We start from the raw sequence: 22,261 nt of genomic DNA, 5'->3' as shown, positions 1-22,261 counted from the left end.
CCACCACCCGATGCACGGGCTACCCGCGTGACTACCGTGACTTCGGTTTGGGCGGCCCGAACGAGCGCTGCACCATCTCCCCGCGACCGCCGAGTCCCCGCACCTTCTTGCCGTTGACCTGCAGTGACACGGCCGAGGCGTCGGCCAGGAGCACGTGCACCTTCTCCGCGGCCTGCCACGTCGAAGTCTTTCCGGCCTCGAGAGTCCCGGCGAAGAGCTTGCGCCCCTCGGCGTCGCGCACGTTGACGTACGACGTCCGCTTCCCCCTGATCTGCAGGGTCACCATGCCCTTCTCCGCCGTCGCCGCCGGCTGCGGCGACTCGGTGATCGGCGTGTTGGGCGGCACCACGGGACGGGCGGAGGCCACTCGCCCGTCACCGGTCTTCGCCTGGTCGCTCGCGTCCCCCAGCACCCGCATCATGCCGAAGACCACGACGATCGCCAGCGCCACCCCCAGCGCCATCGTCCAGTTGGTCCCCCGCCGCTGCGGCAGGTTGATCGTCCGGTCGGCCTGGAACACGGCCGCCGCCCTGACCGGCACCGGCGCCCCGCCGTGCTGCTGGTCGAATAGGTGAACCATGGCCTCGGGATCGAGGCCCACGGCCTTGGCCACGGATCTGACATGGCCCCTGGCATAGAAAAGGCCACCGCATTGACCGTAGTCATCCTGTTCCATGCGATGGATGATCGTCTCGCGGACCCTTGTGGCCGCGCTGACCTGCGGGACCGACAGTCCGGCGGACTGTCTGGCCGCGGCCAGCATGGATCCGATGCTCTGCTCCTGCACAGCGAACGCCTCCCCAGCACGACGTTGCGTAGTGGTTCATATTCAACCAGTAACCGCCGTGCGATCACGCATTGGGGTCATTCGCCACGCAGGTCGGCCAGCAATCCCGGCAGATCATCCGGTTTCACCAGCACTTCGCGCGCCTTGGAACCTTCGCTGGGGCCCACGACATTGCGGCTTTCGAGCAGGTCCATGAGCCGCCCCGCCTTCGCGAACCCGACCCGCAGTTTGCGCTGGAGCATCGAGGTCGAGCCGAACTGGGTGGTCACGATCAGCTCCGCGGCCTGGATCAGCAGGTCGAGATCGTCGCCGATGTCCTCGTCGATCTCCTTCTTGACCGGCGCCGCCGCCACGTCGTCCCGGTATTCGACCTTCATCTGCTGCTTGCAGTGGCCGACGATCTCGGCGATCTCCTTCTCCGAGACGAACGCGTTCTGGATCCGGATGGGCTTGCTCGCGCCCATCGGCAGGAACAGCGCGTCGCCCTGGCCGACCAGCTTGTCGGCGCCCGGCTGGTCGAGGATGACCCGCGAGTCGGTGAGGGAGGAGACCGCGAACGCCAGCCGGGACGGCACGTTCGCCTTGATCAGACCGGTGACCACGTCCACGCTGGGACGCTGGGTGGCGATCACCAGGTGGATCCCCGCCGCGCGGGCCAGCTGCGTGATGCGCACGATCGAGTCCTCGACGTCGCGCGGGGCCACCATCATCAGGTCGGCCAGCTCGTCCACGATCACCAGCAGGTACGGGTAGGGCTGGTAGACCCGCTCGCTGCCAGGGGGCGGCTGCAGCTTGCCCGCCCGCACGGCCTTGTTGAACTCGTCCACGTGCCGGAACCCCGACGCCGCCAGGTCGTCGTAGCGCCGGTCCATCTCCCCCACGACCCATTCCAGGGCCTCGGCGGCCTTCTTCGGGTTCGTGATGATCGGGGTGATCAGGTGGGGGATGCCCTCGTACACGCTGAGCTCGACCCGCTTGGGGTCCACCAGCACCATCCGCACCTCGTCCGGCGTGGCCCGCATCAGGATGCTGGTGATCAGTCCGTTGACGCAGACCGACTTACCGGCGCCCGTGGCGCCCGCGATGAGCAGGTGGGGCATCTTGGCGAGGTTCGCGACGATGGTGCGGCCCTCGACGTCCTTGCCCAGGCCCACGATCATCGGGTGGTGGTCGGCCTGCGCCACCTGGGCCCGCAGCACGTCGCCGAGCGCCACGAGGTCCTTGTCCGCGTTCGGGATCTCCACCCCGATCGCCGACTTGCCGGGGATCGGCGACAGGATCCTGACATCTGCGGATTTGACGGCGTACGCGATGTTCTTCGTGAGCGCCGTGACCTTCTCCACCTTGACCGCGGGCCCCAGCTCGATCTCGTAGCGGGTGACCGTCGGCCCCCGGGTGAACCCGATCACCTGCGCGTCGATGGTGAACTGCTCCAGCACGCTGGTCAGCGCGTTGACCACGGTGGTGTTGGCCTTGGTCTGCGGCTTGGGCGCGGTGCCCGGCTTGAGGAACTGCAGGTCCGGCAGGCTGTACGGTCCCGCCTGCGGCGACAGGACGAGCTGCTCCACCTTCCGGGGCGCGGGCGTCGGCTGCGGGGGCTCAGGCTTGCGCTCAGCCTCGGGAGCGGGCGGTTCTTCCTCCTCCGTCAGCCCGGGGACGATCTCCGGCGAGTGGTCGGCCCGCTTGTCCTTCTCGGAGATCACCGGCGTGTCATAGGGCTTGACCAGGTCGCCGCCCTCCGCGGCGGGCTTCTTGGCCCCCCTGACCCGCCTTTTCGCCGGCTCGCGCGGGTCCGGCTCGGCGTGCCGCTCGAACAGCAGGTGCTTGAGCTCGGACAGCCGCTCGGGGATGCGGTGCACCGGGGTGGCGGTGATCACCAGCACCCCGAACCCGGACAGGATCAGCAGCAGCGGGATCGTGACCCACGAGGGCAGGATGCTCATCGGCGGCGCCGACACGAGGAACCCGATCATGCCTCCGGCCTGCGACACCTTGTCCATGCCCTGGCCCTCGCCGGCCGGGTAGGGGGTGCCGTTGGCCACGTGGATGACACCGAGCACGCCCACCAGCAGCGCGACCCAGCCGATCACCATGCGGCCGGTGTCGGCGTTCTGGTCGGGGTGGCGCAGGTAGCGCCAGGCCAGCAGGCCCAGCAGCAGCGGCAGCGCCCAGGCCAGCGAGCCGAACACGCCGTGCACGGCCGCGTTGACCACGCCCGCCACCGCGCCGGCGGAGTCGCGCCACGTCATGGCGGCGAGCACGATCGCGCCCGCCAGCACCGTCAGGCCGACCCCGTCGCGCCGGTGCGCGGGATCGAGCTCGCGGGCGTTCTTGCCCAGGGCGCGGGCTGTGCTGCCGATGCCGTTGGCGAGCAACATCCACAGGCCGACGATCAGCTTGCCGATCATCGTGAACACCCAGGTGATGGGATCATGGTGGGTCATCGAGGGCTTACGGCCGGAAGCGGTCCCCTTCGCCCGGGAGCGCCCCGCCGACGCGGTAGCGCGCTTGGCAGGGGTCGAACGAGGCGAGGTCGACCGCTTCGCCGGCCCCTTCGATGCGCTTTTCGGCGTACGGGTGGCCATGATGCCAAAGGTACGTCGGAGACACCGCTGAACGCGTGGAGGCTCGCCGTCGCGGAGGACATGACCTCCACAAAAGGTTCGGCGGACGTTCTGAGGACATGGCCCCCTCAAAGGTGATGAGAGGTTCATCCGGTGTCCAGATAAAGGCCCTATTTCGCCTCACAGGTCGTTCGTATACATGTCCTATGCCTCTCCTGAACCTCAGGGACGTCGCGGCGGAGACCGCGCTGCGCCCCGGCGTTCTCTACCGCTCCGCGCAACCGCACACCCTCACCCAGGCGGACGCCGAGCTGGTCGCGAGCCTGCGGCTGATCGCCGACCTGCGCGGCGACGACGAGCGCGCCCCCGGCGACTGGGCGCTCGCCCTGGGCGGGGCCGTGCGGCACGCGCCGCTCGGCGCCGGCTCCACCTCCTCCCCCGCCCAGCTCGCGGCCCTGCCGCCGGACCTGGACCTGGGCGACCTGTACGTGGGAATCCTCCAGCAGCGGACGGCCTGGTTCGCCGGGGTCATCGCGGAGATCGCCGACGGGCTGCCCGCGCTCATCCACTGCGCCGCGGGCAAGGACCGCACCGGCATCGTCGTGGCCCTGATCCTGGACCTGCTGGGCGTGGACCACGAGGCGATCGTGCGCGACTACGCGCTCACCGCCAAGGAACTGCCCGACGTGCTGGCCATGCTCGACCTGATGGCCTCGCCCGGCATGCCGCCCACGCTGCTGGAGGCGCCGGAGAGCGCCATGCGCACCTTCCTGGCGGCGCTGGCCACGCAGGGCGGCGCCGAGCGGCTCCTGCTGGCCAACGGCCTCACCCGCGCCCACGCCGATCGCCTCCGCACCGCCCTCCTCCCCTGACCCGGGCCGTGGTCGCCCCGCCGCGCCCGTTCACCTCGTGTGCCACCTAGGTGCGCGGAAGTTCCTCTGCCTTCTTCACAACCGGAGGTATCAACGGCGCAGTTCTGTCACTCTGGAGTGACCGAACTGCCACATCGAGTGATGTTCTAGGACGCAGAAGTGGACACGACCCGGGTGTCGAGCACGGCCTTCGACGGCACACCCCACGCGCCGGCGCACGCGCGCAAGTTCGTCCGCCAGGTGCTGGGCGAATGGCGCCTGAACCACCTGGCGGAGGACGCCGTCCTGCTGGCCAGCGAGCTCGTGACCAACGCCGTCGTGCACGCGGGCACCGGCATCGAGCTGACCTGCCGGCTGGACGTGGACGCCGACCCGGCCAAGCTGGAGATCGAGGTCGACGATCACCATCCCACCAGGACGATCCTGGCGGAGGAGGGCATGCCGACGGACACGCTGCGCACCTCGGGGCGCGGGCTCGCGCTGGCGGGCCTGTTGGCCGACGCCTGGGGCGTCACCTACACCAAGACCGCCAAGCGCGTGTGGGTGCGCATGGAGCTGGCGGACGGCTGCGAACCGGTGGAGGCGCCGCCCCCGCCCGTCCCGGCCAAGCTCGCCGACTCGCTGCACGTCGGCGTCGTGGTCTGCGACCGGGACGGGGTGGTGCGGTCGTGGAACTCCGAGGCGGAGCACCTGCTCGGCTGGCGGCCCGAGCAGGTCGTCGGGACGGAGCTGGAGCGCATCGTGGCCTGGCGCGGCCACGGCCCGTACGCGCTGTCGTTCGCCGACACGCTCGGCCTGGGCCGCTGGCGGGGCGAGGCCCGCATGCGGCACGTCGACGGCCGGCTGGTCCCCGTCTACGTCTCCCACCTGCGCACCAAGGGACGCCTCCAGGAACGCCGGCTGATCTGGATGGTGGTGGGCAACGAGCACCGCTACGTCCTCACGCCGCCGCCCGTGCCGCTGCGCAGGGAGGCGGGCCGGCGCGTCAAGGACCTGCTCGACCAGGAGATGCCCTTCGCCGAGCTGCTCGGCACGATCGCCCAGATGGTGCAGGTGTCCAGCGGCGGCGACGCCGCGTACGTGCTGCTGGCCGCCGACGGCGGCAACCGGTTCGGCGTGGCGGCGGGCGCGGGCGCGACGGCGGGGCTGGTGGGAGTGCTGGCCACGGGCGTGTTCGGCGCCGACGCCACGACGCCGACGATGATCGAGGACCTGCTCGCCCGCGACGTCGAGCTGGCCCAGCAGTTGCGGGCCCGGTCGCTGGCGTGCGCGCCGCTGCTGGTGACCGGCGAGGTGACCGGCTATCTCGTGGTGACGGCCGCGCAGCCCGGCCTCTTCGACGAGGAGCTGACGGTCAGCCTGCAGCACATCGCCGACCAGGTGGCCATGCCCGTGCAGCGCGAGCGGCTGGCCGAGCAGGACAGGGCGCACCGCGGCCGGCTGTCGTTCCTGGCCGAGGCGGGCGAGCTGCTGGCCGGCGTGCACGACGAGGAGCTCATCGCGGCGCTGACCGCGCAGCTCGTGGTGCCCAAGATCGCGACCTGGGCGGCCGTCTACCTGACCGACCTGACCGGGATGACCAGGCTGGCCCACGTCTGGCACCGCGAGGAGCGGCACAACGCCACCCTGCGCAAGTCGCTGCCCACCATCCCACGCGCGACGCTCAACGAGGCGAGCTGGCCCGTCGGCCCCGAGACCGTGCTGTCGTTCCCGCTGGTCACGCAGGGCAGGTCGCACGGCGCGCTGGTGATCGGCCGGGCCGAGCCGACGCTGCCGCTGGAGCTGGCCGACCTGCTGTCGGACCTGTGCCGCCTGGTGGCGCTCCACCTGCACACGGCCATGCTGTACGCCAAGCAGGCGACCACGTCGCGGGTGCTGCAACGCAGTCTGCTGCCGATGCGGGTGGCGCCCATGCCCGGCCTGGAGTCCGCGGTGGTCTACGAGCCCGCCGAGGAGGGCGCGGACGTCGGCGGCGACTTCTACGACCTGTTCACGGTGGCCGACCACTGGTGCTTCGCGCTGGGCGACGTGTGCGGCAGCGGGCCGGAGGCGGCCGCGATCACCGGGCTGGCCCGGCACGCCGTACGCCTGCTGGCCAAGGAGCGTTACACGGTGGCCGACATCTTCGACCGGCTCAACCAGGCGCTGCTGGAGGAGGACGAGGAGGGCAGGTTCCTGAGCCTGCTGTGCGGTGAGCTGACCCCGCTGCCGCAGGGCGGCGCGCTGTGCACGATCGCCTCTGCCGGTCATCCCCCGCCCCTGCTGCTGCGGGCGAACGGACTGGTCGAGCCGGTGGCCAGCCCGCAGCTGCTGCTGGGGGTGGACTCCGGCGCCAGGTTCTACGTCGAGCAGTTCGAGCTGGCGCCGGAGGAGTTGCTGCTGTGCGTCACCGACGGCGTGACCGAGCGGCGCAACGGCGGCCGGCTGCTCGACGACGGCGACGGGCTGTCGACGCTGCTGTCCGGCTGCGCGGGGCTGAGCGCCCACGCGGTGGCCGAACGGGTGCGCCACGCGGTCGAGTCGTTCGCCGCCGAGCCGTCGCAGGACGACGTGGCCCTGCTGGTGATCAAGGCGTCGGCCGCCCTGCGCGCGGTCAGATGAAGCGGTAGCTCGTGGTCGAGGTGCGGCGCTCGCCCGGCCGGAGCACGGTCGTGGGGAACTGCGGCTGGTTGGGCGAGTCGGGGAAGTGCTGGGTCTCCAGGCACAACCCGGCGAACGGCCCGTACGGCGTCGCGGTCCCGTCCAGCATGCCGCCGGCGTAGAACTGCACGCCGGGCTCGGTGGTCGTGACCTCCATGGTGAGGTCGCCGGCCGTCACCCGGGCGATGCCGTCGAGCACGAAGCAGTGGTCGTAGGCGCCGGCGTAGCGCTCGCCCACGGCGTGCGGCTCGGTGAAGTCGAACGGCGTGCCCTTGACCGGCGCGAGCTCCCCGGTGGGGATCTTGTCGTCGTCCACCGGCAGGTAGTGCTCGGCCTCCATCTGGACGACGTGGTCCAGCACGTCGCCGCCGCCGGCGAGGTTGAAGTAGGAGTGGTTGGTCAGGTTGACCACGGTCGGCGCGTCGGTCTCGGCCGCGTAGTCGATGCGGAGGGTGTCCTCCGCCAGCGTGTACGTGACCGAGGCGGTCAGCTTGCCCGGGTAGCCCTGGTCGCCGTCCGGGCTGGTCAGCGTGAGCGTGACCGACGAGCCGGAGCGATCGGCGATCGTCCAGACCTTGCCGTCGAAGCCCTCGGTGCCGCCGTGCAGGCTGTTGGGGCCGTTGTTGACGGGCAGGCGGAACTCGACCCCGTCGAGGACGAAGCGGCCGCCCGCGATGCGGTTGCCGTACCTGCCGACCACGGCGCCGAAATAGCGGCTGCGGGTCAGGTAGTCCTCCAGCGTGTCCAGCCCGAGCACGACGTTGACGCCCGAGACCTCCAGCGAGCGCACGACGGCGCCGTAGGTGAGGACCTCGGCGCGCAGCCGCCCCGACGCCAACTCGACGCGCTCCACCTGCTCGCCTGACGGCAGCGTTCCGAAGATCATTTTTGGGCCCTTCCCGTGGACTCGCGGACGATGAGGGCGGTGTCGAGGGTCACTGTCGCGCCCTCGCCCCCCGACTGCAGCAGCAGATCGACGGCCATCCTCCCGGCGGCCACGGCCGGCATGGCGACCGTCGTCAGCTTGGGCCGGTTGAGCCGCCCCGGCAGGATGTCGTCGAACCCGACCACACTTATCTGGTCTGGTACCCCTATCTCCATCGCCGCCAAGCCCTCGATGAGGCCAAGAGCGACGAGGTCGTTGTAGGCGAGCACCGCCGTGGCCCCGCAGGCCGCCACGTCGGCGGCCACGGCCAGGCCGCCCGTCTCGGTCGGCTGGTTGGGGCCGAAGAAGACCAGGTCGAGGCCGGGCGTCTCGGCGGCCACGCCCTGCATCTCGTTGCTGGTCCACGAGCCGATCGGCCCGGACACGAGCGCGATCTTGCGGTGGCCGAGCCCGGCCAGGTGGTCCAGCGCGAGCTTGGCGCCCTGGGCGACGTTCATGAGCACCGCGGGCATGCCCTTGATCCGCCGGTTGACCACGACGAACGGCACGTCCTCCGCCAGCCGCTCGATCATCCGGTTGGACAGCCGGGGGCTGCACAGCAGGACGCCGTCCACCTGCTTGGTGAGCGTCCTGATCAGCTCCTCCTCGACCCGCGGGTCCTCGTCGGTGTCGGCCACGAACACGTGGTAGTCGCGGCCCCTGGCCTGCGCCTGGGCGGCCTTGATGAGCGGCGGGAAGAACGGGTTGGCGATGTCCGCGACGATCAGCCCCATGTTGTACGTCCGCCCCGTCGTGAGCGCCCTGGCCGCCCGGTTGGGCCGGTAGCCCAGGTCGTCGGCGGCGGCCAGCACGCGGCTCCTGGTGGCGGGATTGACCAGGTGCGGCGCGGAGAAGGTGCGGGACACGGTGGACACGTGCACGCCGCAGGCGCGCGCCACATCCTTGATCGTCGCCGCCATCGCCACCCTCCCTTGCAAACGGTTGCCAGATCAAACCTTGACCTTCATGCCTTCGGTCGTCAAGGTTCTTGCAACCGGTTGCCATCCAGGTCCCCTCCCCAACTCGCGCCGAAACGCGGCCGGGACCGCGGACGCGGGCCGTGCCGAAGGCGCCGCCGACGCGAGTCTCGCACGCGGGCACCGGCCGGGGCGGGGTGTTACCAGGAGCCGCCCAGTTCCCTGAGGGTGAAGACGCCGCCCGCCCGGTGGTGCAGGGGCTCGGTCAGGTCGGGCTCGCCCTGCTCGGCGATGAGCGCGGCGGCCTGGGACTCGGAGTCGTCCTGGGAGACGTACCCGATCGCGCGGGCCTCCTCCAGCGACCACCAGCGGCGGGCGTTGTCCGAGACACCCCAGACCACGTGGAAACCGGGCGCCACGAACGCCGCCTCGACCAGACGGGTCAGGTCGTCCGGGGAGATCCAGGTGGCCAGCCCGCGCGTGTCGGCCGAGCCCTCGTTGCAGGTGCCGAGCCTGACCACGGTGACGTTCATGCCGAAACGGTCGTGGTAGAGGCTGCCGAGCGCCTCCATGACGACCTTGCTCACACCGTAGAACGTGTCGGGCCGCGGAAAGACGTAGTCGGGCAGGTCGGAGCCGTCCGCGGGCCGGGTGTGGAAGCCGGCCGCGTGGTGGCTGCCCATGAGGACGACGTGCTCCACCCCCGCCTCGCGGGCCGCCTCCAGCAACACCTGCGTGCCGTTGATGTTGGCCTGCACGATGTCGGCCCAGGGATGCTCCCTGCTCTGGCCGCCCAGGTGGAGAATCGCGTCCACGCCCTTCATCGCCGCGGCCATGGCGGCCGGGTCGGCCAGATCTCCCGCCACCCACTCCTCGCCCGCCCCCGGCTCCACCGGCACGATGTCGGAAAGCCGCAGCGTACGACCCTCGCGGGCGAGCCGCGGGCGGAGCAGCGTGCCGACCTTCCCGGCGGCTCCTGTCATGAGAATGCGCATGCATCAACCTTGTACACGATTCTGATCGAAATTCACATACTTGAATATTGACCGCGCCGCATGCGAGTAGTTACGTTCACAGGCACGTATCCAAGTGCACGACTCATGTCCACGTATGTGAACGGGAGGCGGTCTGATGTCACGTCGTCTGCTGGGGGTCGCGTTAACAGCGGCTCTGGCCGCAACGCTGACCGGCTGTGGCTCCGCAGGATCGGGCTCGTCGGACAACACCCTGGAGATCTGGATCCGGCAGCCGCCGGAATCGGCTTCCGCCAAGACGGCCAAGAAGCTCGCTGACGCATTTACCAAGGCCAGCGGGGTGCAAACCAAAGTCGTGGCGCTTTTCGACGACTTCGAGACCAAGTTGAACCAGCAGGCCGCCCAGAAACAGCTTCCCGACATCGTCATCAATGACACCGCCCAGCTCGGCACCATGCAGACCCAGGGCTGGCTGCGCGAGGTGGACAAGGCGGCCCTGGCCGGCGGGGACCAGCTGGCGGACCGGGCCTGGACGGCCGCGCAGGGCAGTGACGGCAAATACTACGGCGCGCCGTTCTCCGGCCAGGCGTTCGCGATGATCGTGCGCAAGGACTGGCGCGAGAAGGTGGGCATGGAGCCTCCCCAGACCTGGGAGGACCTGGCGAAGCTGGCCACCGCGTTCACCGAGAACGACCCCGACGGCAACGGCCAGAAGGACACCAGCGGCTTCGTCGCCCCGGCCGGCACCAAGCGGGGCTACGCCTCCTGGTACGCCTCCTCGTTCATCTACGCCAACGGCTCCGACTTCCTCAAGGCCAACGGCCCCGGCAAGTACGTGCCCACCGCCAACGACCCCAAGTTCGTGGAGGCCGTCCAGTACCTGCAGGACCAGTTCTGCAAGACCAAGACCGTCAACCCGGGCGCGGTCAGCAACGACACCACGGTCACGCACGAGGTGTTCGAGAAGGGCCAGGGCGGCATCTACGTCGTCGGCCCGTACGTGCTGGCCAGGTTCGTGAAGGGCATCGGCACCGACAAGATCGAGGTCCTGCCGGTGCCCAAGGGCCCCTCCGGCGGCCCCGGCACCCTCGGCGAGGGCGAGAACGTCTACATGATGGCCGGGTCCACGATGGAGGACGCGCAGAAGAAGTTCGCCGAGTTCGCGATCTCTCCCGAGGGCCAGAGGATCGGCATGAACAAGGACGCCGACGGCGCCATCGTCCGCCTGCCGGTCAACACCACGGTGGACATGGCCGCCGAGCGGCAGGACCCGCGCTGGAAGGTGTTCCAGGACTCCTACGCGCACGCCGTCTACGCCCCGCCGGTGCCGAGCTGGACGCCGATCCGCCAGGACTCCGCGGACTCCATCAACGCCGTCTGGGCCGACTGCGCAGCCGACGTCAAGACGAAGATGGATGAGCTGAACGCCAAGCTCACCCAGGAACTGCAGAGCCAGAAAGCGTCATGACCTCCACCCTGACGCCGGCCCGCAGCCGGTCGGCTCCTCCCGGCCACCGCCCCAGATCGGCGCGGTGGCGGGGGACGCTGATCGCCTGGCTGTTCCTGGCGCCCGCGTTGATCCTGTTTCTGTACTTCAAGTTCATCCCGATGTTCGTGGGCCTGTGGAAGAGCCTCTTCAAGGTCCAGACGTTCCTCGGTGACGAATGGGTGGGTCTCCAGAACTACCAGACGATCATCACGGACGACGAGTTCGCCGCGGCCATCACGCACAGCGCCGTACTGGCCCTGGGCACCACGATCGGCTCGCTCGTGCTGGGGCTCGGGTTCGCGCTGCTCATCGAGGGTCCCGCCAGGTATCTGTGGTTCGTCAGGACCGCGGCCTTCCTGCCGGTCGTCACCACGATGGCCGCCGTGGCCGAGGTGTGGCGGATCATGTTCCATCCGGCGGAGAGCGGGATGCTCAACATCATCCTGGGCTGGGTGAGCATCGATCCGCAGCCCTGGCTCGCCAGCGAGCACTCGTCGCTGTGGTCGATCATGCTGATGAGCATCTGGCGCGGGACGCCGTACGACATGATGATCTTCCTGGCCGGGCTCGTGGGCGTGGACCGCACGCTCTACGAGGCGGCGGCCGTGGACGGCGCCTCCACCTGGCGGCGGCTGCTGCACATCACGCTGCCCGCCCTGCGGCCGGTGTTCTGGATCCTGTTCACGCTGGCCGCCATCCGCGGGCTGCGCGTGTTCGTCGAGGTCTACGTGCTCACGAACGGCGGGCCCAACGGTTCGTCGGAGGTGCTGATGACCTTGATCTACAAGCTCGGGTTCCAGAAGAACGAGCTGGGGGTGGCCTCGGCGGGCGGGATCGTGCTGTTCCTGGCCACGTTGGTGCTCACGGTGATCGTGCAGGCGTTGCGCAAAAGGCAGGCGGCATCATGAAGTTCGACAGCGCTCTGGGACTGGAGGCGCACAGAGGGCCGCTGGCCATCGCCGGAAAAATCCTGATTTATGGGCTTATGGTGGTGGTCTTCACCGGGCCGCTGGTCGGGTTGCTGATCAGCGCGTTCAGCAAGACCCTCGATCCGACGGCCTTCACCCTGTGGCCCGACGAGTTCACCCTGGAGAACTTCATCCAGGCCGGGGACAAGAACGTCTACCTCTACCTGTTCAACTCGTTCGTGGTCGTGGGCTTCGGCCTGCTGCTGCAGATGCTGGTGAGCGTCTTCGCCGCCTACGCGCTGGCGCGCAAGAAGTTCAGAGGCATGGCGTTCGTGATGCTGATCATGCTCGCCACGATGATGCTGCCCGAGGAGATCATCGCGATCCCCCTCTCGCTCGTCCTGGCCGACATGCCCCTCCTGCACGTGAACCTCATCGGCACGTACGCGGGCATGATCCTGCCGGTCGGCGCCTGGGGCTTCTCCATCCTCGTCATGACCGAGTTCATGAAGGAGGTGCCGGTCGAGCTGGAGGAGGCCGCGCGCATCGACGGCGCGGGCGAACTGCGTATCTTCGCCACGATCATCCTGCCCCTGTGCCGTCCGGCACTCGGAGTGATCGGCGTGTTCGGCTTCACCATGATCTGGGACCAGTATCTGCTGCCCCTGATCGTGGCGCCGGAATCGGACATGTGGACGCTGCCCATCGCCCTGCGCTCGCTGCGCTCGGACGAGGAGGTCGGCATCGGCGTCCTGCTGGCGGCCTCGCTGCTGGCGCTGCTGCCGTCGATCATCGCCTTCCTGGCCTTCCAGCGGCAGTTCATGCGCGGTCTGACAAGCGGGGCGGTGAAGGGTTAAGTGTCCATGTATATGGACGCTATCCCATATCCTGACACTCAGAAGCCGCCGCCGTCGAGATGGGATGAGTATGGAGCCCCAGTTGGTCAAGTCCGCCGAGCGGACGGTACGCATCCTCGAAGCCCTGGCCCAGTCGCACGACAGCCTGACGCTGTCGGAGCTCCAGCAGCGCACCGGGTTTCCGCGCAGCAGCCTGCACGCCCTCATGCGGACGCTGGTGGAGCTCAACTGGGTGGAGACCGACTCGGCCAGGTCGGCGTTCGGCATCGGGCCGCACGCGCTGCTGACCGGCACCGCGTACCTGGACAAGGACCCCGCGCTGCCCTTCGCCCAGGAGACGCTGGAGGACCTGCGGGCGGAGGTCGGGCAGACCGCGCACTTCGCCCGCAGGGACGGGGCACACGTGCTCTACCTGGCGACCAGGGACTCGCGCGAGGCCGAGCACGTGATCCCCAGGGTGGGCCGGCGGCTGCCCGCCCACGTCACGGCCCTCGGCCAGGTGCTGCTCGCCCAGCTCACGGACGACGAGGTCGTGGCACTGCTGCCCGACCCGCTGACGTCGCTGACCGAGCACACCATCATCGACCTGACCAAGCTGACGGTGGAGCTCGACCAGGTCCGCACCAGAGGCTGGTCCTACGAGCGCGAGCAGGGCACACCAGGAGTGGCGTGCGTGGCCGTGGCGGTCGACTACCGCATCCCGGCCACGGACGCGATCAGCTGCTCGATGCCGGCGGCGCTCGCGCCCGCCGAGGTCGAGCGGATCACCGACGCGGTGATCAAGCACACCCGCAAGCTGGCTGCCACTCTCCGCAGGGAGGGCATCCGCTAGAAAGGACTGTTGATGCGGCTAGATGGTGTTCTCTTCTTTCCGGTGACCCCCTTCGGGGCCGATGGCGCACTCGCCGAACCTGTACTGGCCCGGCACGTCGCCCAGGGGGTCGCGGCCGGGGCGGGAGGAGTGTTCACCGCATGCGGCACCGGTGAGTTCAGTGCCCTCGACCTGGAGGACTACACCAAGGTCGTGGCCACGTCGGTCGCCGCCACCGCCGGGCGCGTGCCCGTCTTCGGCGGCGCCGGGGGCCCGCTGCCCACCGCCAGGACCATCGCCCGCGCGGCGGCCGAACAGGGCGCCGACGGGCTGCTGCTGATGCCTCCCTACCTGGTCAGCGGCCCGCCCACCGGCCTGGTCCGGTACGTACGCGAGGTCGCCGAGGCCGCCGGCCTCCCGGTCGTCATCTACCAGCGCGGCACCGCCCGCTTCACCCCCGCGGCCGTCGCCGAGCTGGCCCAGGTGCCCAACGTGATCGGGTTCAAGGACGGGCTCGGTGACTTCGACCTGCTGCAGCGGATCATCCTGGCCGTGCGGCGGTCGACGGACAGGGAGTTCACCTTCTTCAACGGGCTGCCCACCGCCGAGCTGACCGTGCCCGCCTATCGGGGGCTCGGGGTGAATCTGTACTCGAGCGCGGTGTTCGCCTTCGCACCCGAGATCGCGCTGGCCTTCTACAAGGCGGTGACGGGCGGGGATGAGGTGCTGGTGCGGCGGCTGCTCACCGACTTCTACGTGCCGCTGGTGGAGTTGCGGGACCTCGTACCGGGTTATGCGGTGTCGCTGGTGAAGGCGGGGGTGCGGTTGAGGGGGCTGGATGTGGGAGGCGTTCGGGCGCCGCTGGTGGATCCCACGCCCGAACACGAGGCGGCCCTGAAGCAGATCATCGCAACCGGCCTGGAGATCACCGGCTCCTGACCAGCCCGCCGACCGGCCCCTGACCCACCCATCCACCAGCCCTGATTTACCTCACCCACCAGCCCCTGACCCACCCCATCCACCGGCACCTGACCTACCTCACCCACCGACCCCTGACCCACCCGCCGGTCGGCACCTGACCCACCCCATCTACCGGCACCTGACCCAACGCCGTGCTCCGGCGCTTGGACGTCCCGTCCGGCGGCGCACCCGTCCCCAACTCGTCCCGACCCGGCCCACCGGCCCCGGCCGCTGGGCCGCACCCCCCATCCACGGGACCCCTGCCTGCCACCGAGCGTCGCCTGCCGCAGCACTCAACCACCGGGCTCGGCCTGCCGCGCGGACTCCATCGGCCGGGAGACGGCGGGGAATCCGTGCCCCTAGGCGGGAGTGCGCTGTCGCTTGGCGAAGTGCCCCCGGCAATGCGGGCAGCAGAACGCGAACGTCTCGCCATCGCGTTCCAGCGTGACCGCGTTCTCCAGGGGCAGGACCGCACCGCAGACAGGGTCCACGACCATGCCCGGCGGCACCTCCACCGGCACGGGGGCCTTGGCTTTCTCGATCATCGCCAGAACGTCCGTGGACCGCTGCACCCGCCCGAAGAGCCCGTAGCTCCCCTCCGCGATCCCGATGACGTTGACGATGGCCTGAGGCTCGCGGAACAGCCGCTGCGGATCGTCCTCCCCCTCCGCCAACACCTGCGTGATCCGCGAGATCAGGTGCTCACTCATCTCCTTGCCCCAGGCACCGACATGTACGTTCACCAGGTAGCAAGGGCCGGCGGCGGGCGCCCCGCCCGCGATCCAGACGTCCGGCTCACGGACCACCACGTGGGTGAGCGATTCGTACCATTCGAGAACTCCGGCGTCGATACCCGCCTCTTTCTCGACGTCGGCCAGCAGTCGCCGCGCCGTCAACCGCGTCGCGAGGTCCCGGCGCTGCTCCTCGGTGAACACGCCCTTGGGCACGAGGATCTCGATGATCAGCATGTGCTTCGTCCTTCCTCCAGTGGCGACGGACACGTCACCTGACGTCGGCGGGAACTGCCTTCATGCTGAGGAGCATGGCTTGGAGGGCCGTTCATGTCGTCGGGCCAGAGGAGGGCATTTCATCTGCGACGCGGAGAGTAGAGACACCCGGCATAAGACCGTGGGAGTAGAAGCCCTCATCCCCGCGCCCGCGAAGCCCTCCCTCACCGGCACCCTTGGAGCCAAGACCCCACCCCTGCCACAACAACGAGCCCACGACCAAGGGGCGAACCTGCCGAAACACGCCCCGCCCCCAACGCCCCGATGGGCGAAGCCACGAAGGCCACACGCCCGACGACGAACCCACCAATCCCTCATCGCCCCGACGGGCGGAACCCCCAAGCCCCACATGCCCGATGGGCGAGCCCACCAAGAACACCGCCCGCCCTCATTGCCCCCAAATGGCGAGCCCACAACGGACACCGGACCTCCCCACAATCGCAGAACGGGACAGGCCGGTAGATCGACCACCAACCTGCCCCGCCATCGCTCAAAGGGCTGCCAAGAGCCGGCTCAGACCTGCAAGCTCCCATCCACCCGCCGCGGAATCGACAGCGGGTTGCCGTCCTTCAGCTCCTCCGGCAGCAACTCCTCCGGCCAGTCCTGGTACGCCGTCGGCGCCAGCCACCGGCCGATGGCCGTGGCGCCGACCGACGTGGAGGTCGTGGTGGCCGCGGGCCAGGGACCTCCGTGCTGCATCGCCCAGCACACCGCGACCCCGGTGGGCCAGCCGTTCCAGATCAGCCGCCCGGCCTTCCTGCCCAGCACCTCGACGACCTCCCCGGCCTCCCCGGGGTCGGTGCCGTGGACGCTGGCGGTCAGCGACCCTTCCAGCCGCTCAAGCACAGGCCGCAGATCGGAAATCTCCCGATATGTCACGACGATCGACGCCGGACCGAAGCACTCCTCGGCGATACGCGGCAGCTTCTCCTCGAACGAGCCCAGATCCGTCATGAACACCTTCGGCGTGACCGCCCACGCCCCCTGACCGGGCTTGCCCTCGGCCAGCAGCCGTAGCTCGCCCAGCCGCTCGACACCGCCGAGGTACCCGTCCCGGATCCGCTCGGCCAGCATGGGACCACCACTGGTCCCCTCGACGGCCTCCGCCAGCGCCTGCTCCAGCTCCTCGCCCTCGGGGACGAACATGAGCCCGGGGTTCGTACAGAACTGCCCGACCCCGAGCGTCAGCGACCCGGCGAACCCCGTCGCCACCTCCTTGACCGGCGCCGAAGGAAGCACGACCACGGGGTTGACGCTGCCGAGCTCGCCGAAGAACGGGATCGGCACCTCACGCTCGTCGATCAGCTTCTGGATCGCCTTACCGCCGGCCACGGACCCGGTGAACCCGGCCGCGACCACCCCGGGGTGCCGCACCAGGTCGATCCCGGCCTGCATGCCCTGCACCAGCCCCAGCAGATCGGGGTACGGCAGCGCGTCGCGCACGAGCTTGGCCACCCGCGCGGAGGTGTTCGGGTGCCCGGGGTGCGCCTTGACGACCACGGGGCACCCGGCGGCCAGCGCCGAGGCGGTGTCGCCACCGGCCACGGAGAAGGCGAACGGGAAGTTACTGGCCGCGAACACGGCCACCACTCCCGGCAGCGGGTGCATCATCCGCCGCACGTCGGGCCGGGGCGGCGCGAGCGAGGGATCGGCGTGGTCGATGATGGCCTCCAGGTAACCACCGTCCCTGAGCACCTCGGCGAAGAGCCTGAACTGCCCGGCCGTGCGCGCCACCTCACCGCGCAGCCGTACCTCGCCGAGGGCGGTCTCCTGGTCGGCCAACTGCCACAGCTCGTCCACGTGGGCGGCGAGCGCGTCGGCGACGGCCTCAAGGGCAGCCGCCCGCTCGGCAGCCGGGGTCGCCCGCCAGGCGGCACCCGCTGCCGCCGCGGCAGAAACGATCATGTCGACCCCGGCACTGTCAGTCTCGGGCAGGGCGTCACCCACGGTGGCGCCGGTCCTGGGGTCGTATCCGTAGATCATCGAATGGCCCTTCGGAGTCTTGACACTGCTTCAGCTTGATTCTTACAGTTGCGGCAACTTGTCCACAAATCTGGAAATTGTTCACATATATGGACGGGGATTCAATGATCATCAGGCAGATCCACGTAACCCCTGTGGCTTTCCGTGATCCGCCCCTTCTGAACGCCGCCGGGGTCCACGAACCGTGGGCCCTCCGCACCATTGTCGAGGTCGTCACCGACGAAGGTTTGACCGGGTTGGGCGAGACCTACGGTGACCTGCAGCACCTGGGCAAGGTGCGGCAGTGCGCTCAGGCTCTGGTCGGCCTGGAGGTGCATGCGACGCACGCGATGTACGCCAGGATCAGCGCGATCGTCGGCGACGCGGTGACCGACCTGCACGGCTTGACGGGCGTCGCCACCAAGGAGAAGTCCATCGACCGGGTCTTCTCCCCCTTCGAGGTGGCCTGTCTGGACATTCGCGGCAAGGCGGCAGGGGTACCGGTTTCCGACCTGCTGGGCGGGCAGGTCAGGGACGCGGTGCCCTACAGTGCGTACCTCTTCTACAAGTGGGCTGGGCATCCGGGTGAGGACCCGGACCGGTTCGGCGCGGCGCTGGACGAAGCGGGCCTGGTGGCGCAGGCCGACCTTCTGATCAAGGAGTACGGCTTCCGGTCGATCAAGCTCAAGGGCGGCGTCTATCCGCCGGACCAGGAGATCACAGGGATTCGGGCCCTGCACGAGGCGTTCCCGGACGTACCGCTCCGCCTCGACCCGAACGCGGCCTGGACGGTGGAGACGTCGATCCGCGTGGGCCGGGAGTTGGAAGGCACCCTCCAGTATCTGGAGGACCCCACACCCGGAATTCCCGGCATGGCGGAAGTGGCGGCCGCCGTCCCCATGCCCCTGGCCACGAACATGTGCGTCGTGACCCCCGAACACCTCCCTCCCGCCATCGCGTCCCGCGCGATCGGCGTCCTCCTCCTGGACCACCACTACTGGGGCGGCCTCGTACGTTCGTCGCACATCGCCGCCCTGTGCGACACGTTCGGCCTGGCGTTGTCCATGCACTCCAACTCGCACCTGGGCATCAGCCTGGCCGCCATGACCCACCTGGCGGCCGCCACCCCGAACCTCACCTTCGCCTGCGACACCCACACCCCCTGGCAGGACGGCCAGGACGTGGTCGCACCCGGCGCGCTGCGTTTCGCGGACGGCGCCGTCCCCGTACCGACCGGTCCGGGCCTGGGCGTCGAACTCGACCGTGACGCCCTGGCGCGCATGCACGAGCAATACGAGAAGTGCGGGATCGTCGCGAGAGACGACACCACGTACATGCAACGCTTCGACCCGACCTTCTCCACTAGGAGACCCCGCTGGTGAACATCGCCTATGTCTATCCCTGGGACGTCGTCGGCGACCCGACGGCCCCCGACCGCCTGGCAGCCCTCGGTGTGGAGGCGGTGGCCCTGGCCGCCAGCTACCACTCGACCCGCGCCGCCACGCCGTACCACCCCTCGCACCGCGTCCTGGACGTCCCGTACTCGGCGTTCTACCTCCCCGTCCGCCCGTCGGCCTGGTCCCGCCTGGTCCCGGCCACCCCCACCTGGACCGCACCGGACGCCTACCTCCAGGCCCGGGACGCCCTGAAGGCCGCCGGCCTCAAGGTCCACGCCTGGACCGTCCTCACCCACAACTCCCACCTGGGCACCGCCCACCCGGACCTGGTGGTCAGGAACGCCTTCGGCGACCCGTACCCGTACGCCCTCTGCCCGGCCCATGAGGACGTCGTCGACTACTGCGAGCGCCTCGTACGCGAGATCCTGGAAGTGGGCGAGCCGGACGGCCTCATCCTGGAGGCCTGCGGCCCGCTGGGCTTCGGCCACCAGAGCATCCACGAGAAGACCGCCGGCGCCGACTGGTCCTCGACCGACGCCGACCTCCTCTCTCTGTGCTTCTGCACGGCCTGCGCCGACCGCTACCCCTCCCCCACCAGAGCCCAAGTCCGCACCGCCATAGACCACCCCCCACCCCCCACCCCCGAAACGCCCTCCCCCGCCACCAGAACAACTTCCACCACCTCCGGAGCAACCTCCCCCACTACCACGGCAGCCTCCGGCACCTCCGGGGCAGCCTCCCCCGCCACCACCCCCACCTCCGGAACAAGCCCCGCCCACCTCCCACCCTTCGGAGGGACCTCCCCCAACCCCACCCCCGACACCGTCGACCAGGCCCTAGGCCCCCTGGCCGACGAGGTGAGATCCATCCGCGTCGCCCTGTCCACCTCCCTCCGCAAACGCCTCATCGCCACGGCCCGAAGCACCGCCCCCGACACCCCCATCACCCTGCACGCCAACCCCGACCCCTGGGCAGCCGGCGCCTTCGCCCCCCTCCCCGCAGGCGAACCGGAAGCAGACGTCCTGGTCGCCAACTGCTGGGGCGACCCCACCACGGACGCCATCCGCCTGGCCCGCCTCAAGGACCTCTCCACCCCAGGCCAGCGAATAGGCGCCTACGTCCTGGCCCTCCCACCCCGCCCCGCCGACCCAGCCGTCCTGGCCGACCACCTGAGCACGTACACCAAGGCAGGAGCCACCGAGTTTCACCTGTACCACGCAGGCCTAGCCTCCCCCCAACGCCTAACCGCCCTAGCAGAAGCCCTCCACCAACATCACCCGTAGCCCCCGGCACCCCCGGCCACGCCCACAAAACGGACGTGGCCACAGCCGCTATACGAACCCAACCGAGAACCCAACCCAGCACACCCCCCGACCCCCACAAAGGCGCAACCGTGGACACGGCCACAAGCCCCGAACCCGAGCCGACGGGCCACGGCATGGGGTACGAGCCAGAGAAGACCAGCCCACGGATGCTGACCCGAACCACACTCATGGCCAGGATCCGAGCCAGCCACAGCTCCGGACATAAACACGTGCACAGCACAAGCCCGAACGTGGACACTGAACCAATCCACAGCCCCGGAGACCAGCACGACCACGAACGTGCACAGGGAGCGAACGCACACAAAGACAGACGCTGCCCCTCCCCCTGGTCCTGGCCCCGACCTCGGCACCAACCCCTATCCCGATCCCGATCCCGATCCCGATCCCGATCAAGGACCAGCGAACACTCACGATCAAGCACACGACGTAGCTGGACGCAAGCACGGGCACCAAGGGCACCCACTGGAGACGACCAACAACACGGCTGGGACTCAGGCAGCCACGCACAGTAACGCACCAGACACCAGCACCGCCCTGAACCCGAAACGAACCAGACACCAGCCCTGCCCCGGACCCCGATACGAGCCGGATACGGGCGTTTGCCCTGGACACCAGGACAAACCCAATACAGGCCTTGCATAGGCTGGCGGATGCGTATAGGCCCCAGCCATAGATATCGGCGCAAGCGGGAATAGCGATGACATGGGCCCCGGCCATAGAAGCCGCCCCCTCCATGCCGTCACCGCCGTTGGTGCGACAATCAACGCCACCAGCGCCGATGTGAATACATCATCGCCGTTCCACAATCACCGCCGCCGCTGTATCGACATGCTCCCGTGCCACCAAGGTCGCGCTAACCCCCGAAATGCCGTACGGAGAAACGCATGCCGTACGAAGGACACGCGATGTCACGCAGAGGAACGGATCTTCAGCGGATGGACGGAAGTAGCAGCTTCCCCTTCAACCACCGTCCACGACCACCCACCGCCCACCAACCACCAACCACCAACCAAGAGTCACCGGCTACCGGCCAGCAGTCACCAGCCCAAACGAGCACCATCCGACTCAACTGATCTCCAAGGGAACCACATCGGCCACGTGTCCCCCGCACGACATTCGACACGAAAGGTTCTTTAAATGACCGAAGTGCGGATCGTGTACCGAAAATACGGCGGAGCACTGCATTGGAACCACCCCGGCCACTTACTCGGCGAAGATCAGCACGGCATCTGGGTGAAAGTCCCCGGCGGAACCATCGCTCGCAAGGGCGAAGGACCACCAGTCACACTGAAGGCAACCACAATCATGCTGTTCCCACGTGACGCCTGGTGGACAGCCTCCTTCAACTGCCCACCCAACAAAAGCGAAGTATACGTAGACGTCACCACCGTTCCGGAATGGCGCGACGGAGAGGTTACCATGCTAGACCTCGACCTAGACGTCATCAGAATGCGAGACGGCCGACTAATCCTCGACGACGAAGACGAATTCGCCGAACATCAACTGCTTCTGAATTATCCCCCATCATTGATCACCCAAGCAGAGAACACCGCCCGCTGGCTACTCAACGCGGTAGGCCAGAGAAAGGAGCCTTTCGGCGAAGCACACCTTCAATGGCTCACGAAAAACCCCTGACGCACTCACAAAGCGCAATCAGTCACCAATGCAAAACCCACCGCACCGCACCGCACCGCACCGCACCGCACCGACCAATCGAACACCACCTAATTCATCACCAACACAACACTGCAAGAAATGACACCCAAACAATTACCGACCAAGCCGGCGGCATCCAGTCGCCCTCACTCGCCTGCCGCCTAATCACTACCACCTGAACCACCATCAGGCTTGGCTCCGCCGTCAGCC

At 68.9% G+C, this 22,261-nt stretch carries 17 protein-coding genes; 10 read left to right on the top strand and 7 right to left on the bottom strand.

The window, feature by feature from the left end:
* Positions 1 to 31 precede the first annotated feature (31 nt).
* Positions 32 to 763: a helix-turn-helix domain-containing protein gene (locus tag BLS95_RS00085; RefSeq protein ID WP_281249942.1), complete on the bottom strand. Its 732-nt coding sequence runs from the start codon at positions 761 to 763 to the stop codon at positions 32 to 34.
* A 101-nt stretch (positions 764 to 864) separates the two neighbouring features.
* A complete protein-coding gene (locus BLS95_RS00080) occupies positions 865 to 3,372 on the bottom strand; it encodes a DNA translocase FtsK (RefSeq protein WP_090927784.1) in 2,508 nt (835 codons plus the stop codon).
* Between the two features lie 185 nt (positions 3,373 to 3,557).
* Between BLS95_RS00080 and BLS95_RS00075 the strand changes: the two genes are divergently transcribed.
* The gene (locus BLS95_RS00075) at positions 3,558 to 4,223 is read left to right on the top strand and encodes a tyrosine-protein phosphatase (protein WP_245764729.1); all 666 of its coding nucleotides are present in this window, start codon (positions 3,558 to 3,560) and stop codon (positions 4,221 to 4,223) included.
* A 159-nt stretch (positions 4,224 to 4,382) separates the two neighbouring features.
* Complete coding sequence (locus BLS95_RS00070; RefSeq protein WP_090927780.1) at positions 4,383 to 6,824, top strand: SpoIIE family protein phosphatase; 2,442 nt, start codon at positions 4,383 to 4,385, stop codon at positions 6,822 to 6,824.
* Here the strand turns inward: BLS95_RS00070 and BLS95_RS00065 are convergent.
* The 3 genes from BLS95_RS00065 to BLS95_RS00055 all read right to left on the bottom strand — a co-directional run bounded on the left by BLS95_RS00065 (position 6,817) and on the right by BLS95_RS00055 (position 9,700).
* Positions 6,817 to 7,749 (bottom strand): aldose epimerase family protein, encoded by a 933-nt coding sequence (locus tag BLS95_RS00065; RefSeq protein WP_090927778.1) that lies wholly within the window; start codon positions 7,747 to 7,749, stop codon positions 6,817 to 6,819. The two genes, BLS95_RS00070 and BLS95_RS00065, sit on opposite strands and share 8 nt — an antisense overlap.
* The gene (locus BLS95_RS00060) at positions 7,746 to 8,708 is read right to left on the bottom strand and encodes a LacI family DNA-binding transcriptional regulator (protein WP_090927776.1); all 963 of its coding nucleotides are present in this window, start codon (positions 8,706 to 8,708) and stop codon (positions 7,746 to 7,748) included. The genes BLS95_RS00065 and BLS95_RS00060 overlap by 4 nt, the downstream gene beginning before the upstream one ends.
* 197 nt (positions 8,709 to 8,905) lie before the next feature.
* The gene (locus tag BLS95_RS00055) at positions 8,906 to 9,700 is read right to left on the bottom strand and encodes an NAD-dependent epimerase/dehydratase family protein (protein WP_245764728.1); all 795 of its coding nucleotides are present in this window, start codon (positions 9,698 to 9,700) and stop codon (positions 8,906 to 8,908) included.
* A gap of 136 nt (positions 9,701 to 9,836) precedes the next feature.
* Here BLS95_RS00055 and BLS95_RS00050 point away from each other — a divergent pair, with 136 nt between their 5' ends.
* From BLS95_RS00050 to BLS95_RS00030, 5 genes are all read left to right on the top strand, one after another.
* Positions 9,837 to 11,147 carry an ABC transporter substrate-binding protein gene (locus BLS95_RS00050; RefSeq protein ID WP_090927772.1) on the top strand — a complete coding sequence of 437 codons (1,311 nt, stop codon included), beginning with the start codon at positions 9,837 to 9,839 and terminating at the stop codon, positions 11,145 to 11,147.
* The gene (locus tag BLS95_RS00045) at positions 11,144 to 12,076 is read left to right on the top strand and encodes a carbohydrate ABC transporter permease (RefSeq protein ID WP_090927769.1); all 933 of its coding nucleotides are present in this window, start codon (positions 11,144 to 11,146) and stop codon (positions 12,074 to 12,076) included. Before BLS95_RS00050 ends, BLS95_RS00045 begins: the two co-directional genes overlap by 4 nt.
* Positions 12,073 to 12,933, top strand: a complete 861-nt coding sequence (locus BLS95_RS00040; protein ID WP_090927767.1) for a carbohydrate ABC transporter permease — start codon at positions 12,073 to 12,075, stop codon at positions 12,931 to 12,933. Before BLS95_RS00045 ends, BLS95_RS00040 begins: the two co-directional genes overlap by 4 nt.
* 70 nt (positions 12,934 to 13,003) lie before the next feature.
* Positions 13,004 to 13,765: an IclR family transcriptional regulator gene (locus tag BLS95_RS00035; protein ID WP_090927765.1), complete on the top strand. Its 762-nt coding sequence runs from the start codon at positions 13,004 to 13,006 to the stop codon at positions 13,763 to 13,765.
* 12 nt (positions 13,766 to 13,777) lie between these two features.
* Positions 13,778 to 14,683, top strand: coding sequence for a 5-dehydro-4-deoxyglucarate dehydratase (locus BLS95_RS00030; protein ID WP_090927763.1), 906 nt, complete (start codon positions 13,778 to 13,780; stop codon positions 14,681 to 14,683).
* 380 nt (positions 14,684 to 15,063) lie between these two features.
* Here BLS95_RS00030 and BLS95_RS00025 read toward each other — a convergent pair whose 3' ends face one another.
* Together BLS95_RS00025 and BLS95_RS00020 are read right to left on the bottom strand one after the other, a co-directional pair.
* Positions 15,064 to 15,672 carry a hypothetical protein gene (locus BLS95_RS00025; protein ID WP_090927761.1) on the bottom strand — a complete coding sequence of 203 codons (609 nt, stop codon included), beginning with the start codon at positions 15,670 to 15,672 and terminating at the stop codon, positions 15,064 to 15,066.
* Between the two features lie 552 nt (positions 15,673 to 16,224).
* Positions 16,225 to 17,694 (bottom strand): aldehyde dehydrogenase (NADP(+)), encoded by a 1,470-nt coding sequence (locus BLS95_RS00020; protein WP_090927759.1) that lies wholly within the window; start codon positions 17,692 to 17,694, stop codon positions 16,225 to 16,227.
* An 89-nt stretch (positions 17,695 to 17,783) separates the two neighbouring features.
* Between BLS95_RS00020 and BLS95_RS00015 the strand changes: the two genes are divergently transcribed.
* From BLS95_RS00015 to BLS95_RS00005, 3 genes are all read left to right on the top strand, one after another.
* Positions 17,784 to 19,055, top strand: coding sequence for a glucarate dehydratase family protein (locus BLS95_RS00015; RefSeq protein WP_342742653.1), 1,272 nt, complete (start codon positions 17,784 to 17,786; stop codon positions 19,053 to 19,055).
* Positions 19,052 to 20,353, top strand: a complete 1,302-nt coding sequence (locus tag BLS95_RS55300; protein ID WP_090927756.1) for a hypothetical protein — start codon at positions 19,052 to 19,054, stop codon at positions 20,351 to 20,353. Before BLS95_RS00015 ends, BLS95_RS55300 begins: the two co-directional genes overlap by 4 nt.
* A 1,179-nt stretch (positions 20,354 to 21,532) precedes the next feature.
* The gene (locus tag BLS95_RS00005) at positions 21,533 to 22,030 is read left to right on the top strand and encodes a DUF402 domain-containing protein (RefSeq protein WP_090927754.1); all 498 of its coding nucleotides are present in this window, start codon (positions 21,533 to 21,535) and stop codon (positions 22,028 to 22,030) included.
* Positions 22,031 to 22,261 lie beyond the last annotated feature (231 nt).

Origin of the sequence: Nonomuraea jiangxiensis (assembly GCF_900099965.1) — a bacterium.
In the GTDB taxonomy this organism is placed as follows: Bacteria; Actinomycetota; Actinomycetes; order Streptosporangiales; family Streptosporangiaceae; genus Nonomuraea; species Nonomuraea jiangxiensis.
Note: the sequence above shows the minus strand (reverse complement) of the source record. Positions and strands in the feature narration are given on the sequence as shown.

Coding starts and splice junctions, on each gene's coding strand:
- BLS95_RS00085 (WP_281249942.1), bottom strand. CDS start 763: ATGCTGGCCGCGGCCAGACAGTCCGCCGGACTGTCGGTCCCGCAGGTC.
- BLS95_RS00080 (WP_090927784.1), bottom strand. CDS start 3,372: ATGGCCACCCGTACGCCGAAAAGCGCATCGAAGGGGCCGGCGAAGCGG.
- BLS95_RS00075 (WP_245764729.1), top strand. CDS start 3,558: ATGCCTCTCCTGAACCTCAGGGACGTCGCGGCGGAGACCGCGCTGCGC.
- BLS95_RS00065 (WP_090927778.1), bottom strand. CDS start 7,749: ATGATCTTCGGAACGCTGCCGTCAGGCGAGCAGGTGGAGCGCGTCGAG.
- BLS95_RS00060 (WP_090927776.1), bottom strand. CDS start 8,708: ATGGCGGCGACGATCAAGGATGTGGCGCGCGCCTGCGGCGTGCACGTG.
- BLS95_RS00055 (WP_245764728.1), bottom strand. CDS start 9,700: ATGCGCATTCTCATGACAGGAGCCGCCGGGAAGGTCGGCACGCTGCTC.
- BLS95_RS00050 (WP_090927772.1), top strand. CDS start 9,837: ATGTCACGTCGTCTGCTGGGGGTCGCGTTAACAGCGGCTCTGGCCGCA.
- BLS95_RS00045 (WP_090927769.1), top strand. CDS start 11,144: ATGACCTCCACCCTGACGCCGGCCCGCAGCCGGTCGGCTCCTCCCGGC.
- BLS95_RS00040 (WP_090927767.1), top strand. CDS start 12,073: ATGAAGTTCGACAGCGCTCTGGGACTGGAGGCGCACAGAGGGCCGCTG.
- BLS95_RS00035 (WP_090927765.1), top strand. CDS start 13,004: ATGGAGCCCCAGTTGGTCAAGTCCGCCGAGCGGACGGTACGCATCCTC.
- BLS95_RS00030 (WP_090927763.1), top strand. CDS start 13,778: ATGCGGCTAGATGGTGTTCTCTTCTTTCCGGTGACCCCCTTCGGGGCC.
- BLS95_RS00025 (WP_090927761.1), bottom strand. CDS start 15,672: ATGCTGATCATCGAGATCCTCGTGCCCAAGGGCGTGTTCACCGAGGAG.
- BLS95_RS00020 (WP_090927759.1), bottom strand. CDS start 17,694: ATGATCTACGGATACGACCCCAGGACCGGCGCCACCGTGGGTGACGCC.
- BLS95_RS00015 (WP_342742653.1), top strand. CDS start 17,784: ATGGACGGGGATTCAATGATCATCAGGCAGATCCACGTAACCCCTGTG.
- BLS95_RS00005 (WP_090927754.1), top strand. CDS start 21,533: ATGACCGAAGTGCGGATCGTGTACCGAAAATACGGCGGAGCACTGCAT.